This is a genomic window from Xanthomarina maritima, assembly GCF_008084905.1.
In the GTDB taxonomy this organism is placed as follows: Bacteria; Bacteroidota; Bacteroidia; order Flavobacteriales; family Flavobacteriaceae; genus Xanthomarina; species Xanthomarina maritima.
This window is the reverse complement of record NZ_VSFC01000012.1, coordinates 263070-279323: the sequence shown is the minus strand read 5'-3', so window position 1 is coordinate 279323 and position 16254 is coordinate 263070. Positions and strand designations below refer to the sequence as shown.

Sequence of the window (16254 nt, the reverse complement as noted above, 5' to 3'; positions counted from 1 at the left end):
TATTTATTCATATAAATTCTTTTTTATACATTTATAAAAACCAATAATATAGTAATGTCAACTAACCAAACTACTTGTAAAAATTGCGAAACTCCTTTTGAAAGCGAATATGATTTTTGCCCACATTGTGGACAAAAGTCTAAAGACGAATTGACTATTGGTGTTTTATTCTATAATACCATTAGTAATTACTTTTCTTTTGATGCGCGTTTTTTTAAGAGTTTTATTCCTTTATTGACTAAACCTGGTTATTTAGCAAGTAAATTTATTGAAGGTAAGCGTTTATTATATCTTCATCCGGCTCAAATGTATTTGTTTATTTCAGTCATCTTTTTCTTTTTATTTACCATTCTTGTAAGGCCTCAAACAGAGAAGTTCGACAAACAATTTAAGAAAACCCTTGATAAACCATTGATTAATGATTCAATTATTAAGAAATCAAATATGGATACTCTTGATGTTGAAAATCTACTAAAACCACTTAAGGACAATCAAAAAGTAATTGGAATGAACGATGCTGAGTTAAAAGCTCTCGATTCTGTTATTAAAAATGATGTTAATAAATCTTCAAATAATATAAATTTTGATTTTGATCAAAAAAAAGTAGACTCTTTAATAAAAATAGAAGCTACAGATCAAGAAATTTATGAGGCTATGGGTTTAGAAAAAGACGATAGTAAATTTACTCGTCGTTTATATGCACAAATGTTGAAGTTTTACAAAAAAAGGGATGGTGGAAGTTTGCTAAAGGCTTTTTATGATAGTATTCCATTAGCCATGTTTATTTTGTTACCAATTTTTGCTTTATTATTAAAGATATTTTATTGGAAACGAGGCACGTTTGCTCACCATTTAGTATTTGCTTTTTATTTTTTCTCTTATCTATTTATGCTATTTAGCATTATTATAGCAATTAATTTTATTTGGGACATTCCAGATTGGATAGATTGGTTGATTATTTGGTCTTCGTTTTTCTATTTATACTTAGCTCTTAAAAGATTTTACCAACAAGGTTGGTTTGTTAGTTTTATTAAATGTAGTGTGGTTTCTTTTACTTTTTTGCTAATGGTTTTACCTTTTGCAGCTATAATTGTAGGCTTTGCAACATTTATGTTTTATTAGTATCTAGAAAACATTAAAGTTTTTGCTTTAAGTATTTTCCGGTAATTGAATCTTTGTTTGCTATAATTTCTTCGGGAGTACCAGAAGCTACTAATTGCCCACCATTTTCTCCACCTTCTGGGCCTAAATCAATTATATAATCAGCACATTTTATTAACTCCAGATTATGTTCTACAACTAAAATGGAATGACCTTTTTCGATCAATGCATTAAAAGATTTTAAAAGTTTTTGAATGTCATGAAAGTGTAGTCCGGTTGTTGGTTCATCAAAAATGAATAAAGCATGATCACTTTTACTTCCTTTTCCTAAAAAGGATGCTAATTTTATTCGTTGAGCTTCACCACCAGAAAGCGTAGAAGAGCTTTGTCCTAGAGATACATAACCTAAACCTACATCTTGTAAAGGTTGAAGCTTACTTTGAATTTTTGTTTGATTATGCATTTCAAAAAAGGCAATGGCATCATCAATGGTTAAATTTAAAATGTCATCTATAGATTTTTCTTTATAAACAACTTCTAATACTTCCTTTTTAAAACGTTTGCCATTACAAGTTTCGCAAGTTAAATGCACATCTGCCATAAATTGCATTTCAATAGTAACTTCACCTTCACCTTTACAGGTTTCACAACGTCCACCATCAACATTAAATGAGAAATGTTTAGCTTGATAATTTCTGATCTTACTTAATTTCTGATTGGCAAATAATGCACGAATATCATCGTAAGCCTTAATATATGTCACAGGATTAGAACGAGACGAACGTCCAATTGGATTTTGATCTACAAACTCAATTTGTTTGATATTACTGAAATTACCAGTCATTTCTGAAAATTGTCCAGGTTTATCACCAAAATCTGTTAGTTTCTTTTGAAGAGCTGGATATAATATTTTCTTTACCAAAGTACTTTTTCCACTACCAGAAACACCAGTAATAACAGTTAATATACCAAGAGGTATGGTGACGTCTATATTTTTTAAATTGTTTTCTCTGGCTCCAAGAATATCCACATGATATTTGGACGTTCTTCGCTTTTGAGGAGCTTCTATTTCTATTGTACCGTTTAAATATTGAGCAGTTAAAGATGTAGAAGTTAAAATATCTTTAAACGTTCCAGTTGCAACAACTTCACCACCAAAAGTACCAGCTTCTGGACCTATGTCAATAATTTCATCTGCTTCTTTCATGATGTCTTCATCATGTTCTACAACAATGACTGTATTTCCTAAATCACGAAGAGATTTTAATACACCAATCAAACTTTCGGTATCTTTAGGATGCAGACCAATACTAGGTTCGTCCAGTATATACATGGAGCCAACCAAGCTGCTTCCAAGTGAAGTTGCTAAATTGATTCGCTGACTTTCACCACCAGAAAGCGTATTCGATTTTCGATTTAATGTTAAGTAGTTTAAGCCTACATTTTCTAGAAATAACAAACGGTTATTTATTTCTTTAAGTAAACGTTCAGCAATTTTTGAATCGTAATCGTTTAACTCTAACTCTTTGAAGAAATTTGTGAGTTTATTTAAAGGTTTGTCAACTAAATCGGTTATGGTTGCTCCTCCTATTTTTATAAAATCAGCTTCTTGTCTTAAGCGTTTTCCTTTACACGATTTACATTTTGTTTTTCCTCTGTAACGAGAAAGTATCACACGATTTTGAATTTTATAAGCTTTTGATTCTAGTTCAGCAAAAAAAGTATTCAAACCTTCAAAATAGTCATTCCCATCCCAAATAAGTTGTTTTTGCTCATCACTTAATTGAAAATAAGGTTTATGAATTGGGAAATCGAATTTATGCGAATTGTTAACTAATTGATCGCGATACCAACTCATGCTTTCTCCACGCCAAGCAAAAATAGCATTTTCAAAGACTGATAAGGCAGTGTTTGGAATAACTAAATCCTCATCAATACCAATAATATCTCCATAACCTTCACATTTTGGACAGGCTCCATATGGATTATTAAAACTAAACAGATGGACATTAGGTTCCAGAAAATCGATGCCATCAAGTTCAAATTTATTACTAAAAAATTGTTGCTTATTATCTTTTAAAAGTTCAATATAACATTCGCCTTTTCCTTCAAAAAAAGCTGTTTGTATGGCATCAGCTAAACGATTATAAAAGTCTTCTTCATTTTTTGTGATGATTCTATCTACAACTAAAAAAACAGTTTTATTTTTAGAAATATCTGTAGCTTCTTCAATTCTTAAAACATTATTATCTACTTTAACTCTAGCATAACCTTGTTGTTGCAAGACTTTTAGTTTATCGTTCATGGAACGATCTTTTTCTAAATGAATAGGAGATAGGAGTAGTAATTTTTCACCTTCATTAAACGTTTTAATGTATTTTAAAACATCTGCTACTGTATCTTTTTTAACTTCATCACCAGATACTGGAGAATATGTTTTTCCAATTCGAGCAAATAATAGTTTTAGATAATCGTAAATTTCTGTAGAAGTACCAACAGTTGAGCGAGGATTGGTTGAATTAACTTTTTGTTCAATTGCAATAGCTGGAGCAATGCCTTTAATATATTCAACTTTTGGTTTATTAAGTCTGCCTAGGAACTGTCTTGCATAACTAGATAAACTCTCAACATATCTACGTTGACCTTCAGCATAAAGTGTATCGAAAGCTAAACTAGATTTCCCAGAACCAGATAATCCTGTTATAACAACTAATTTGTATCTTGGAATTACAACATCTATTTGTTTTAAATTGTGCAAACTAGCACCTTTTATTATAATATTTTCTTTCGGATTTACTTTAGAAATGTTAGTTATCATAAGTTGTTACAGCAATAATTTTGCAAAGATACTATAAGTATATCAGCCTAAAAAATAGATTGTTATTGAATATTTTTTTGAAATATTTTAATATTTTTTTGTTATTAATAAGAGAATGTTGTTATATTTGAAACTTATAATTCTAAAAATCACTAATATAGCCTATTGCACAAAATTACTTTTTAAAATTTTTTAAACCCCAAGCATAAAGGAATCTTTATGTTAAAAAGTAATGATTATGCAAAACGAACTTATCACAGACGCTGCTTTAGTTAGAAACTATATTAATGGTGATGAATCTGCTTTAGAAATTCTTATCACTAGACATAAACAACGCATTTACAGTTTTATTTATTCGAAAGTATTTGATAAAGATATTGCTGAAGATATTTTTCAAGATACATTTATTAAAGTTATTAGAACTCTTAAAAAGGGAAAATATAATGAAGAAGGTAAATTTTTACCTTGGGTGATGCGTATTTCTCATAATCTTGTAATAGATCATTTTAGAAAAAATAGTCGCATGCCTAAATTTAGTAATGCTGGAGATTTTAATATCTTTTCTGTTTTGAGTGACAACTCGTTAGATGCAGAAAGAAGTATTATTAAAGATCAGGTGGAATCTGATATAAGGAAAGTAATTGAAGAGTTACCAGACGACCAAAAAGAAGTATTAATGATGCGTATGTATAACGACATGAGTTTTAAAGAAATCTCAGATAAAACAGGTGTAAGTATCAATACAGCACTAGGAAGAATGAGGTATGCTTTAATTAATATGAGAAAAATTATTGATAAACATAATATTATTTTAACCAATTAAACAATAAAATATAATTTGTTACGTTAGTAAGGTAAATAACCCATAATTAATATTTAATGGCAAAACTTTACTCTCAAAAAAATCCCCAAAAGCAAATTAAATTGAACCCGAAAGAGGAAACTATTAAATTTCTTCTTGATTATTCTAAGGCTTTAAGTGTTATAAATTGTAATAAGATGAAGTTTGAAGCACTTCTCAACTAAACTTTGAAAAAGTCCTAATTAGTCGTTAGGACTTTTTTGTTTTATAATAATTACTCAAAACAGATTTTCTACCAATTGTTTTAGTGATAATGTCTTTTTCTAAATCCCAACCTCTAGCAGGTGAATATTCACGTCCATACCAAATAATTTGAAGGTGTAAATCATTCCAAAGTTTTTCAGGAAATAATCTTTTCGCGTCTTTTTCAGTTTGAACTACATTCTTGCCATTTGTAAATCCCCAACGATACATCAATCTATGTATATGCGTATCGACAGGAAAAGCTGGAATACCAAACGCTTGAGATAAAACAACAGCTGCTGTTTTATGTCCAACTGCTGGTAATTCTTCTAAATCTTCATAAGTTTTTGGAACTTGGCCATTATGCTTTTCAATAAGTATTTTAGATAGACCGAAAATGCCTTTACTTTTCATTGGAGATAAACCAACAGGTTTTATAATCTCTCTAATTTCTTCAATAGAAAGCTTTACCATATCATACGGATTATCTGCTTTTGCAAATAATAGAGGTGTTATTTGATTAACACGAACATCTGTACTTTGTGCAGACATTAAAACAGCAATAAGTAAGGTATAAGAATCCTTATGGTCTAAAGGAATAGGAATTGTTGGATATAACTTGTTTAGTGTATTTATAACAAAGTCTACCTTTTCTTGTTTAGTCATAAGTTGTATTTTTACAAAAATTGAATTAAAACAAATATACTATGACAAATTTAAAAGCAGGAGATAAAGCACCAGAATTTACAGCCAAAGACCAAGATGGTAATAGCATTTCTTTAAATGAATATTTAGGAAAAAAACTAGTTTTATTCTTTTATCCTAAAGCTAGTACACCAGGTTGTACTGTAGAAGCTTGTAATTTAAGTGATAATTATTCAAGGTTTCAAAAATCTGGTTATGAAATTCTTGGAGTAAGTGCAGATAGTGAAAAAAGACAGACTAATTTTAGAAACAAATATAAATTACCTTACCCTTTATTAGCAGACGAAGATAAAAAAGTGATTGAAGCTTACGGAGTTTGGGGACCTAAGAAATTTATGGGAAGAGAATATAATGGCATTCACAGAACAACATTTGTTATAGACGAAAAAGGTATAATTGAGGATGTTATTTTAAAAGTAAAAACGAAAGAACATTCAGACCAAATATTGAAATAAAAAAAAGCGACCAATTGGTCGCTTTTTTTTATTTTATTCATCTCTAAAGACTTCTTCAGTTTCGCAACCAAATAAGCTTTTTTCTTTGATTAATTTAGAAACACCTTCAGGTAACATAGATTCCCAGCCTTCTTCTCCATCTGCAATCATTTTTAATACGGTTCTAGAGAATACCGTTAGAATACTTGTATCATAATCAGCAATATCTATTACTTTTCCATTGTATTTAAAGAATTTATATAATTCTTTCATTCTTGGATGCACTTTTAAATTTTCGCTATTTGTAATAGATCCATCCTCATTTTGCATTGGATATAAATACACACGTAAATCTTTAAAGAATAGTTTACCGAATGCTTCTAAAATACCACCACTTAAATGACGGTAATATTTCTCATCGAAAATATCAACTAAATTATTAACTCCCATGGCAAGTCCCATACGACTTTTAGTATATTGAGAGAAATATTCTACTAACTTATAATATTCTTGGAAGTTTGAAATTAATACGGTTTGACCTAAAGAGCAAAGTAATCTTGCTCTGTCCATAAAGTCTTGCTCATCTATTTCTCCTTCAGCACGTAAATTTGACAATGTAATTTCAAAAACCACTTGAGTTTTTTCTATATCGACCTTATTCTCTTTAATAAACATGTCGTAAGATTTTTGAAACATGTCCATATTTACTTTAGTTACAGGTCTAAAACTTCCTCTAAGTGCTAAAATATTTTTCTTATATAAAACTCTTGCAGGTAATACATTATTACCATCTGGAGCAAACATTACGGCATCTGTCATGCCATTTTTTACTAATTGTAAACTCATTAAACGGTTATCAACATCTTCAAAAACAGGACCTGCAAAGTTAATAGTATCAATTTCTAATTGGTCTTTGTCTAAGTGGTCGTATAAATAACGAAGCAATTTTTTTGGCTCATTATACTTATAAAAAGCACCATACATTAAATTGGTTCCTAGAACTCCTAATGTTTCTTGTTGTAACCTAGCATCGTTTTCTTTAAATCGAAGATGTAAGATAATTTCATTATAAGGTTCGTCTGCTTCAATTTGATATCTAATACCAACCCATCCATGACCTTTGTATTTTTTAGCAAAATCAATAGTTGTTACAGTATTTGCAAATGAAAAGAACAATTTATTTGGATGTTTATCTCTAGTTAATCTTTTTTCTATAAGACTAATTTCGTGATCTAACATTTTACGTAATCGAGCTTCTGTTACATATCGGCCGTCATCTTCAATCCCATAAATAGCATCACTAAAATCTTTATCATAAGCAGACATTGCCTTTGCAATAGTACCAGAAGCACCACCAGCTCTAAAAAACTGTCTTACAGTTTCTTGTCCTGCTCCAATTTCAGCAAATGTTCCGTAAATATTTTCGTTTAAATTTATGCGAAGTGCCTTAGTTTTTAATGAAGGTATCTCTTCAAACTCCTTATCGCCTTTTAAGCTGATTTCCATTGTAAATTTGGATTATATCTTAGATACAAAGGTATTAAATTACCATGTTAAACAAAAAAATAACCCTATTTTTGTTTTAAAATTAATCCAATTGAAAATTACATTTTTAGGAACAGGAACATCTCAAGGTATACCAGTTATTGGTAGTACGCATCCGGTTTGTCTAAGTAATAATAGTAAAGATAAAAGATTAAGAGTTTCTGTTTTAATTGAATGGGATGATTATAAATACGTGATTGATTGTGGTCCTGATTTTAGACAACAGATGTTAAGAGCAAACTGCACAAAACTTGATGGTATTCTTTTTACACATGAACATGCAGATCATACGGCAGGTTTAGACGACATAAGACCATATTTTTTTAGACAAGGAGACATACCTATTTATGCGCATAGGAGAGTAATAAATGAGCTTAAGAGGAGGTTTGATTATATTTTTGAAATTGAAAATAAGTATCCAGGAGCTCCAGGAGTTTCAATTAATGAAATACAAAATAAGCCTTTTAAGCTTTCAAATTTAGAAGTGATTTCTATTGATGGCTTGCACTATAACCTTCAAGTTTTTGGCTTTAGGTTTAACAAATTCGCCTATTTAACAGATATGAAAACTATTAATGATAAAGAACTTGAAAAGCTTAAAGATTTAGATGTTTTAGTTGTTAACGCACTTAGAGAGACGCCTCATGTTTCGCATTTTAATTTAGAAGAAGCTTTAGAATTTATAAAAAAGGTAAATCCTAAAAAAGCGTATTTAACACATATTAGCCATTTATTAGGCTTTCACGACGAAGTACAACAAAAATTGCCAAAAAACGTTTTCTTGGCTTACGATAACTTACAAATTACTTTATAATGAAGAATAGAATATTTATGTATCTTTTTATTTTCACGATTTTACTTGTTGTTTTCCAATATGTTAATTCGAAAAATATTATTGAATCTTATGATGATAAATATGAAAGAAGCCAAGAAAAACACCTTGTTTATGAGGATACTATTTCAAATTTAAGAGATCAAGTCTTAAGCTTATCTGAATTTAAACTAGATCAAACTGAAGCAGCTTTAACCTATTTTGAAGATAGAGGATTTGACGTATCTGATTTAATTCCATTTATAAAAGATGAAATTTATGAATTAAACCTAATAGGAGGAGAAGAGCATCCATTAATTCCTTATGCCTCAATGACTGGTGGGAAAATGCTAATTAATTCTATTAGACTATTAAATCATAAATGGATAATTGCAAATTTTTCAGATGGTAGATATTGGGGAGAATTGTTTATGACTTATGAAGTTACAGAAGACGAAGAATTAAAGTTTAAAGTTATCGAATCGTTTTTATACCCAACACAATAAAATTAAATTTTATCAATTAACCAGGTTCTGAATTCATAGAAATTTTGAGGTGCAACACCATGTCCAACAGGAAATTCAGAATACTTATGCTCTATGTTTAATGCTTCTAAAAACTTAGGTGCTTTTCTAGCCCATTCAACTGGTAAAACTTGATCTACACTACCATGTGAGCAGTAAAAACTTACATTTGAATAATCTTTTTCAGATATATTATCAGGAATAATATTATGATTGATATAACCACTTAAGGCTATAACACGATTTACTTTTTCAGGATAAGTAAGCGCTACTGCATAACATAAAATAGTACCTTGACTAAAGCCTAATAATGTAACATTATCTTTATTAACTGGATATTTATTACATGCTTCATCTATAAAATTAGCAATTAAATCTCTTGAAGATTTCGCTTGCTCATCATCACTCCATTTATTTTGTTCAGCATCAAAATTAATAGCATACCAAGCATTTCCATAAGGATGCATTGGGTAAGGTGCTTTTAGTGAAATTATAAAAAGTTCTTCAGGTAATTCTGATGCAAATGAAAATAAATCATTTTCATCACTTCCGTAACCATGGCACATGATTAATAAAGGCGCATTTTCTTTTAAAGTAGAAGGTCTTGTAATGTATGATAAACTCAAATTATTATTTTTTAATTAATGTTTTTGAACCATTCTTGAAATTTTTCACCAATAACAGGAATTGGTCTAGCTTCCCCTTTAGCAGCATAAAAAAGCCCGAAAAGCCAGCATACAAAAGTAATGATCCAAAAACTTGTGCCTAACCAGCTGTTTACATAAGCTTCTACTATATTGGAAAAAATAAGCATGATAATTAAACCTAACATTTGTCTGACATGGAAAAATGTAAAAGGATTCTTTTTTTCAAGATTCATAATTATAGCTATAATTAATCCAACAAAAGTTAAATAACTAACTATGGCAAGTGTTTTTCCTTCTTGAATGGTTTGTTCTGTCATCAATTTAATATCATTTTATTATTTGCAATAATTCCATAAACATGCCCTTTTATAGTTTTATTTAAAAAAATGCTGTTTTTTGAAGTTGATTTAATGTTCTTTAACTCAAAAGTATGATTCCCATTAGGGTTAAAAAGACTTAAATCAGCTTTACTACCAATAGAAATTGGTCTTATGTCAACTCCAAATCTGTCTTTGCCTTTAGTTAAAATATCAATTGTTTTTTTCGTACTAAAAATCGTATTTAAAGCACCATAAGCTGATTCTAGACCTAAAGTTCCAAACTTAGCAAAATCAAATTCTATTTTTTTATGCTCAATATCTATTGGGTTATGGTCGCTAGTTACCATGTCTATCGTACCATCTTTTAGGCCTTCAATTAAAGCATTTTTATCTTTTTGAGTTCTTAATGGAGGCAGTACTTTAAAGTTAGTATTAAAGCTTGTTAAATCTTCATCTGTAAAAATTAGATTATGAATAGCCACACAACAAGTAACATTTAGTTTTTTCTTTTTTGCTTCTCGAATTAATTCTACAGATATTGCAGTAGAAATAGTAGGAATATGAAGTTTACCTTCGGTATATTCTAAAAGAAATAAATCTCTAGCAATCTGAAGTTCTTCAGCCATATTTGGCATACCTTTTAAACCTAAAGATGTACTTGTAATTTCTTCATTCATGACTCCGTTTCCAGAAATTTTGTTTTCTTGAGGAAATGATAAAACTAAACCGTCAAAATTACTAGCATATTGTAAAGCAATTTTTAAGAGATTCGGATTTTCTATAGGTTTTTGATAATCGCCAAAAGCTACAGCTCCAGCATTTTTCATATCAAATAGCTCTGCTAAGTCTACACCTTTGCTTTCTTTAGTTAAAGCTCCAATAGGATAGAGGTTAACAGCATGTTTTTCTGCTTTAGATTTAATAAAAGTTACATCTGCATTGCAATCTATAACAGGATTCGTATTAGGGTTTAATGCAACAGATGTAAAACCTGAAATTGCTGCAGTTTTTAATCCATTTTCAATAGTTTCTCTTTCTTCAAAACCAGGTTCACCAAAACTAACACTACTATCAAACCAACCTTGAGAGACATGTAGATTATTTAAATCTATTTCTTTTACCTTATTGGAATTTTTAATGCGTTTTGAAATTTGTGAAATCACTCCATTTTCAATTAAAATATCAACTGTTTGATTATGAAAATCGCTTTTAGAGTCAATAATAGTGGCTGATTTTAAGAGTACGTTCATTTAAAATATTTTAAGATGAGCATTTCAATGGCTAAAAAGACTAATGCAAAAATAACAAACCATTTCCATAGCTCGTTAATTTTTGAGTCACTTTTTAAAGTATCCAATAATTTTGAAACAGAATCTGATAGATTTATATTATTTATAGAAGATAAATCTTGATATTGTAACTTACTTTCATCTCGATTGTAGTTATAGCTTACATTTTCAATAAAATCTTTTTTGTTATTTACATTATAAGTTCCAGCTATTTGTGGAGTTTCAGTTGTAATTATAGACACCTTATTATTAAAATACTGTTGTTGTGGAATAATGTTTTCTTCGTTTAATGATAAGGTAAGAATATCATCCTGCTGTAAAGTTACAGGAATATCAAAAGAATTTTCTTCTCCTATTGTGTAATATAAATTAGACGTTTTTAAACTTTGTTTTCCAATATTATAAAGTGTTGGAACAATTAATGGTGAATTTTTAAAATTTGAATTGTCAGAATTTAAAGCTGATGCAAAAACATACACTTTATTTGATTTAGCTAAAAATGTACTACCGTCTTCAAATTGTAAAGGCGAAGTAGCTTTGTTTGAATTAATTTGATAAAAACTAGATACTTTTGGATATTGAAAATTTGAAACTCTTTTATTAAAAACATCGTTATACAGTGGATGAGAATAATTAATATTAGTAACTTTCTTTTCAGATTTATTTATAGAATTAATTTGAATATTAAAAGGCAACAATAAATCGTTATAAGTTTGAATGAAACTTTCTGTTGAAGGGATAATTAACACATTTCCTCCATTATTTGTAAAAGATCTTAATCCTGTTATTAAAGAGTTTGGAATGTTTTCAATCTCGTTTAAAATTATTAAGTTTTGATTCTCTAGACTACTATAATTTAACTCGCTTAAGCTCGTTGAGTTAAAATGAAATTCTCCTTCTTGATAAATTCGCTTCAAAAAGTCATCATTTGTTTCAGAAATAGAAAGCACATTTGCTTTAGTTGGCTTGTTTATATTAAAAAATAAAGTGTTATCAAATTGTAAGTTGGTATCATCTATAACTATTTCTCCAACAATTTTTTGGTCTCTATTTAGGGTAAAATTTGCTAAAGCATTATCTTCAATAGATATAGTTGTTTTAGTAATCAGATTACCTTCACTAAACAAGGAGATAGGAACATTTTTAATGGCATTACCTTGGTTTATTATTCTAGCAGATAATTCAATGTTTGTGGCTGTTTGGTTAGAAATATACAAACTATCTATCTGCAAATTATTAGTAGACACAGGCTTTAATTGAATCGTATTTATATTAATTAAAGAATCTAAATTTGGATTAAATATAGATTGTTTTATTTGAAAATCTGAAATAAGAATTAATTCATTTAAAGCTCCAGATGTATTTCTCATTAAATTTTTACATTTCAATAAAACTGCATCATAAGATAATTGATTTGAAGCATATTTTAATTGCAATAATTCGTTTTTAATAGCTTCAATGGTTGTATTACCATAAGTGGTATTATTTGTAAAAAGTGTAATGTTCTCAGTTTCATCAATATTTTCAATTAAATCTTGAATAGCTCTTTTAAAAAGCTCACCATGTTCACCTTTAGCTTGCATGCTAAATGAATTATCTAAATAGATAATAGTTTGTTTCTTAGTACCAAAAGAGTTGGTTTTAGAAGTATAGGGTTGAGCAAAGGCTATAATTAAAGCAGCTAACAGCAACATTCTTGTACATAAAATAAGCCATTTTTTTAATTGTGAACTTTTTCGAGTTTGTGAGGTTACTTTTTTTAAAAATGCCACATTTGTAAATGTCTGCTTTTTAAATTTTCTAAGCTGAAATAAATGAATAATAATAGGGATTAACAGTGCAAATAATGCGTAAAGAATTTCGGGATGTTTAAACTGCATTCCTGTTAGTTTATTTACAAAAATAGTGTTTACAATGACATAGGAAACCTTTTAACAACAAATTAATTATTTAACAGAAGAAAAAATAATCATTCATAGCTTGTTTATTAGTTTTTCCAAAAAAAGTTCTAATTGTTTTTTGTGATTGTTTGTTTGCAACGGTTATAATACTTTTGGCATGCTCAATTTCATTTAAATATTGAGGTTGAAATAATTCTTTTCCATATATATGTTTTCCTATTTTTTTCGGATTGTTGCAAATCCACGAAAATTCAACTTGCTTTTCTATTAATAATTTGGCAATTGTTTTTCCTTTAAAACCAGCTCCCCAAAGTACAAGGGGTCTAGAAGAATCATATTCTAATTCTAGAAAATATTTCAATTTTATATCTAGAAAATAGTTTTGTTCATAATGCTTATGAGTTCTGGATGTTCTGGTAGAATAATCTCTCCAGTAATGCAATAATTGATTGCATGGAATTACTTTTATTTGATGTTTATAAAAACGGAAAGTTAAATCGTAATCTTCAGGATAATCATTCGGATTAAAAGCATCACAAGCTATTAAATCGGCTTTATGGATCATCCAACATGGTGATGGAATAACACATTCTTTATAGATTTCAGTATAATTATTTCCTTTTATAGTTAAATTGTTTAACCATTTTTCGTAACTTTTATAACCATCATTAATACCATCTTCACTAAAATAACTCACCAACCCAGTAGCTAGATGATGTTTGCCATGGTGAAATAAATTATTTAATAAAATTTCTAGTTTATTTGGAGGCATAATATCATCGCTATCCATTCTTGTAATATAAGTTCCATTGCTTTTATCTAGTCCTAATCGTAAAGCATCAATAATGCCTTCACCATTATTCTTAACGAGTTTAATTCTTTTATCTTTCTTAGAATAGGTTTTTACCAATATAGAACTTTCATCAGTTGAATGGTCATCTACAATAAGTAATTCCCAGTTTGTATAGGTTTGTTTTAATATAGATTCTAAACATTCTGGAAGATACTTAGCTGTATTTTTAAAAGGAATTAAAATACTTATTAATGGTTTTTGCATAAAGCGAAGATAACAATAACTCTTTTTAACAAAAAGTTAAGGTTTAAATCTGTAACACATTGTATTTTTGAACGTCAAAACATGTATACAAAATAATTTATAATGAAAAAACTAATAGCCATTTTTGGAATCAGTATGATTCTTGTTGCTTGTGGTTCTTCCACAAAAACCTCTGCAGATCTTGCAGTAAATAATCCAATTGAATCTTCATTAGATTTAACCAAAGTAACCAACGACCAAGTTCCAGTTATTATAAATCCAGGAAGGTTTACTGTTGAAACTGTAACTTACAGATTACCTAAAGTTGTACAAGGAACCTATTCTGTAAGCGATTTTGGAAAATATGTAGACGATTTAAAAGCTTACGATTATAACGGAAGTGAATTATCAGTAAATAAAGTAGATACGAATACTTGGACAATTGGTGGAGCTACTAATTTAGATTATATTACCTATTTTGTTAATGATACGTTTGATGTTGAAGTGTCAGGTGGAATTGGAGGAGAAACACCCTTTTCACCAGCAGGAACGAATATTGAAACAGATAATTATGTATTAAACTTACATGGTTTTATTGGTTATTTCGATTCTTTAAAAAATAATCAATATAAGTTAGATGTAACTGCTCCTGCAGATTTTGTTCGTACATCTGCATTACAAAATGTAGCTGAGAAGGCTAGTGAAGATGGTTCTTCAGTAACAACTTCATACTTTGCTCCAAGATATTTTGATATAACAGACAACCCAATGATGTATGGGAATCTTGATGTTGAAGAATTTGAGGTTGGAGGTATTAAGGTAGTATTAAGTGTTTATTCTCCAAATCAAACACATACAGCTAAGCAAATTGGTGAAACAATGAGAACTATGATGCAAGCTCAAAAAGCATATTTAGGAGATATAAATAGCACACCTAGATACGATATCTATTTATATTTATCTAAAGGAGATGCAGAATCTCCAAAAGGATTTGGTGCTTTAGAACATCATACATCTACTGTCGTGGTTATGCCAGAAGCCATTCCAGATGCTACACTAGCAGAAAGTATGGTTGATGTAGTATCTCATGAGTTCTTTCATATTGTTACCCCTTTAAGTGTACATTCTGAGGATGTGCATTATTTTGATTATGCTAATCCTACATTCTCTAAACATTTATGGATGTACGAAGGTGTTACTGAATATTTTGCTACATTATTTCAAGTAGATCAAGGTTTAGTTACAGATGAAGAGTTTTATACCAAAATAATGGGTAAAATTCAATCTGCTTCTGGTATGAACGACACGATGAGCTTTACAATTATGAGTGAAAACGTGTTAAAGGAACCATATGCAAGTCAATATTATAATGTATATCAAAAAGGTGCATTAATTGGTATGTGCATTGATATTTTAATGCGTGAAGAAAGTAATGGAACTAGAGGTATTCTTTCATTAATGAAGGAATTATCAATGAAATATGGTAAAAACAAACCATTTGAAGACGATAATTTAATTGCAGAAATAACTGAAATGACTTATCCATCAGTTGGTGATTTCTTAAATACTCATGTTGTTGGAGATTTACCAATAAATTACAACAAATTTTTTGCGAAAGTTGGTCTTGAAATGGGTGAAAGCAGAGTGGAAACTAACTATGTGCAAAATGATGGTGCGTTAATTTTTGGAGCAAATCAGGAAAAAGGAACTATTTTCTTTAATGGGTTAGTTGCTCAAAATAGTTTTTGGCATGACAATGGCGCAATGCCAAATGATGTTATTAAATCTGTAGATGGAGAAGAAGTTACTTTAATGACAGCTAATAATGTTTTTCAAAAAGTATTTATGTGGCAACCAGGAAAAAATATAACTGTTGTTTTGGATAGAAATGGAGAAGAATACGTAATAAATACAACAGTTGAAAAATCTTATACCATAGGCAAAACCTTAGTTGCTAATCCAAACGCTACAGAAGCTCAAATAGCTGTTCGTAATGCTTGGTTAAAAGGATAGAAAAAATAAGATTGTAGATTGTTGATTTAAGAAATAAAAAAGCCTGATGATTTTTTCATCAGGCT

14 protein-coding genes are annotated in these 16254 nt (G+C 29.3%); 6 read left to right on the top strand and 8 right to left on the bottom strand.

Annotated features, from left to right (window positions below; all coding sequences use genetic code 11):
• Window positions 1-54: 54 nt before the first annotated feature.
• Window positions 55-1122, top strand: coding sequence for a DUF3667 domain-containing protein (locus FVF61_RS02795; protein ID WP_148453020.1), 1068 nt, complete (start codon window positions 55-57; stop codon window positions 1120-1122).
• A gap of 13 nt (window positions 1123-1135) precedes the next feature.
• On the opposite strand, the gene uvrA is transcribed toward FVF61_RS02795, so the two are convergent.
• Window positions 1136-3919 carry an excinuclease ABC subunit UvrA gene (gene uvrA / locus FVF61_RS02790; protein ID WP_148453018.1) on the bottom strand — a complete coding sequence of 928 codons (2784 nt, stop codon included), beginning with the start codon at window positions 3917-3919 and terminating at the stop codon, window positions 1136-1138.
• Between the two features lie 238 nt (window positions 3920-4157).
• Here uvrA and FVF61_RS02785 point away from each other — a divergent pair, with 238 nt between their 5' ends.
• Window positions 4158-4742 (top strand): RNA polymerase sigma factor, encoded by a 585-nt coding sequence (locus FVF61_RS02785; RefSeq protein WP_148453016.1) that lies wholly within the window; start codon window positions 4158-4160, stop codon window positions 4740-4742.
• Between the two features lie 228 nt (window positions 4743-4970).
• Here FVF61_RS02785 and FVF61_RS02780 read toward each other — a convergent pair whose 3' ends face one another.
• Complete coding sequence (locus FVF61_RS02780; protein WP_148453015.1) at window positions 4971-5630, bottom strand: endonuclease III domain-containing protein; 660 nt, start codon at window positions 5628-5630, stop codon at window positions 4971-4973.
• A 41-nt stretch (window positions 5631-5671) separates the two neighbouring features.
• On the opposite strand from FVF61_RS02780, the gene bcp reads away from it, so the two are divergent.
• On the top strand, window positions 5672-6124 hold the full coding sequence (bcp, locus tag FVF61_RS02775) for a thioredoxin-dependent thiol peroxidase (protein ID WP_148453013.1): 453 nt from the start codon (window positions 5672-5674) through the stop codon (window positions 6122-6124).
• 33 nt (window positions 6125-6157) lie between these two features.
• Here the strand turns inward: bcp and FVF61_RS02770 are convergent, their stop codons facing one another.
• Complete coding sequence (locus tag FVF61_RS02770; RefSeq protein ID WP_148453011.1) at window positions 6158-7609, bottom strand: TonB-dependent receptor; 1452 nt, start codon at window positions 7607-7609, stop codon at window positions 6158-6160.
• A 91-nt stretch (window positions 7610-7700) separates the two neighbouring features.
• Here FVF61_RS02770 and FVF61_RS02765 point away from each other — a divergent pair, with 91 nt between their 5' ends.
• Both FVF61_RS02765 and FVF61_RS02760 read left to right on the top strand, forming a co-directional pair.
• A complete protein-coding gene (locus FVF61_RS02765; RefSeq protein WP_148453009.1) occupies window positions 7701-8462 on the top strand; it encodes an MBL fold metallo-hydrolase in 762 nt (253 codons plus the stop codon).
• Window positions 8462-8965 (top strand): hydrolase, encoded by a 504-nt coding sequence (locus FVF61_RS02760; protein WP_233586661.1) that lies wholly within the window; start codon window positions 8462-8464, stop codon window positions 8963-8965. The genes FVF61_RS02765 and FVF61_RS02760 overlap by 1 nt, the downstream gene beginning before the upstream one ends.
• Window positions 8966-8967: 2 nt before the next feature.
• Here FVF61_RS02760 and FVF61_RS02755 read toward each other — a convergent pair whose 3' ends face one another.
• The 5 genes from FVF61_RS02755 to FVF61_RS02735 all read right to left on the bottom strand — a co-directional run bounded on the left by FVF61_RS02755 (window position 8968) and on the right by FVF61_RS02735 (window position 14197).
• Window positions 8968-9609 (bottom strand): alpha/beta hydrolase, encoded by a 642-nt coding sequence (locus FVF61_RS02755; RefSeq protein WP_148453007.1) that lies wholly within the window; start codon window positions 9607-9609, stop codon window positions 8968-8970.
• Window positions 9610-9620: 11 nt separating this feature from the next.
• Window positions 9621-9950 (bottom strand): DUF4870 domain-containing protein, encoded by a 330-nt coding sequence (locus tag FVF61_RS02750; protein WP_148453005.1) that lies wholly within the window; start codon window positions 9948-9950, stop codon window positions 9621-9623.
• Window positions 9947-11200 carry a dihydroorotase gene (locus tag FVF61_RS02745; protein WP_148453003.1) on the bottom strand — a complete coding sequence of 418 codons (1254 nt, stop codon included), beginning with the start codon at window positions 11198-11200 and terminating at the stop codon, window positions 9947-9949. Before FVF61_RS02745 ends, FVF61_RS02750 begins: the two co-directional genes overlap by 4 nt.
• On the bottom strand, window positions 11197-13119 hold the full coding sequence (locus FVF61_RS02740) for a BatA domain-containing protein (RefSeq protein WP_148453001.1): 1923 nt from the start codon (window positions 13117-13119) through the stop codon (window positions 11197-11199). Before FVF61_RS02740 ends, FVF61_RS02745 begins: the two co-directional genes overlap by 4 nt.
• Window positions 13120-13189: 70 nt before the next feature.
• A complete protein-coding gene (locus FVF61_RS02735) occupies window positions 13190-14197 on the bottom strand; it encodes a glycosyltransferase family 2 protein (protein WP_148452999.1) in 1008 nt (335 codons plus the stop codon).
• A gap of 102 nt (window positions 14198-14299) precedes the next feature.
• On the opposite strand from FVF61_RS02735, the gene FVF61_RS02730 reads away from it, so the two are divergent.
• Complete coding sequence (locus FVF61_RS02730; RefSeq protein ID WP_148452997.1) at window positions 14300-16189, top strand: M61 family metallopeptidase; 1890 nt, start codon at window positions 14300-14302, stop codon at window positions 16187-16189.
• Window positions 16190-16254 lie beyond the last annotated feature (65 nt).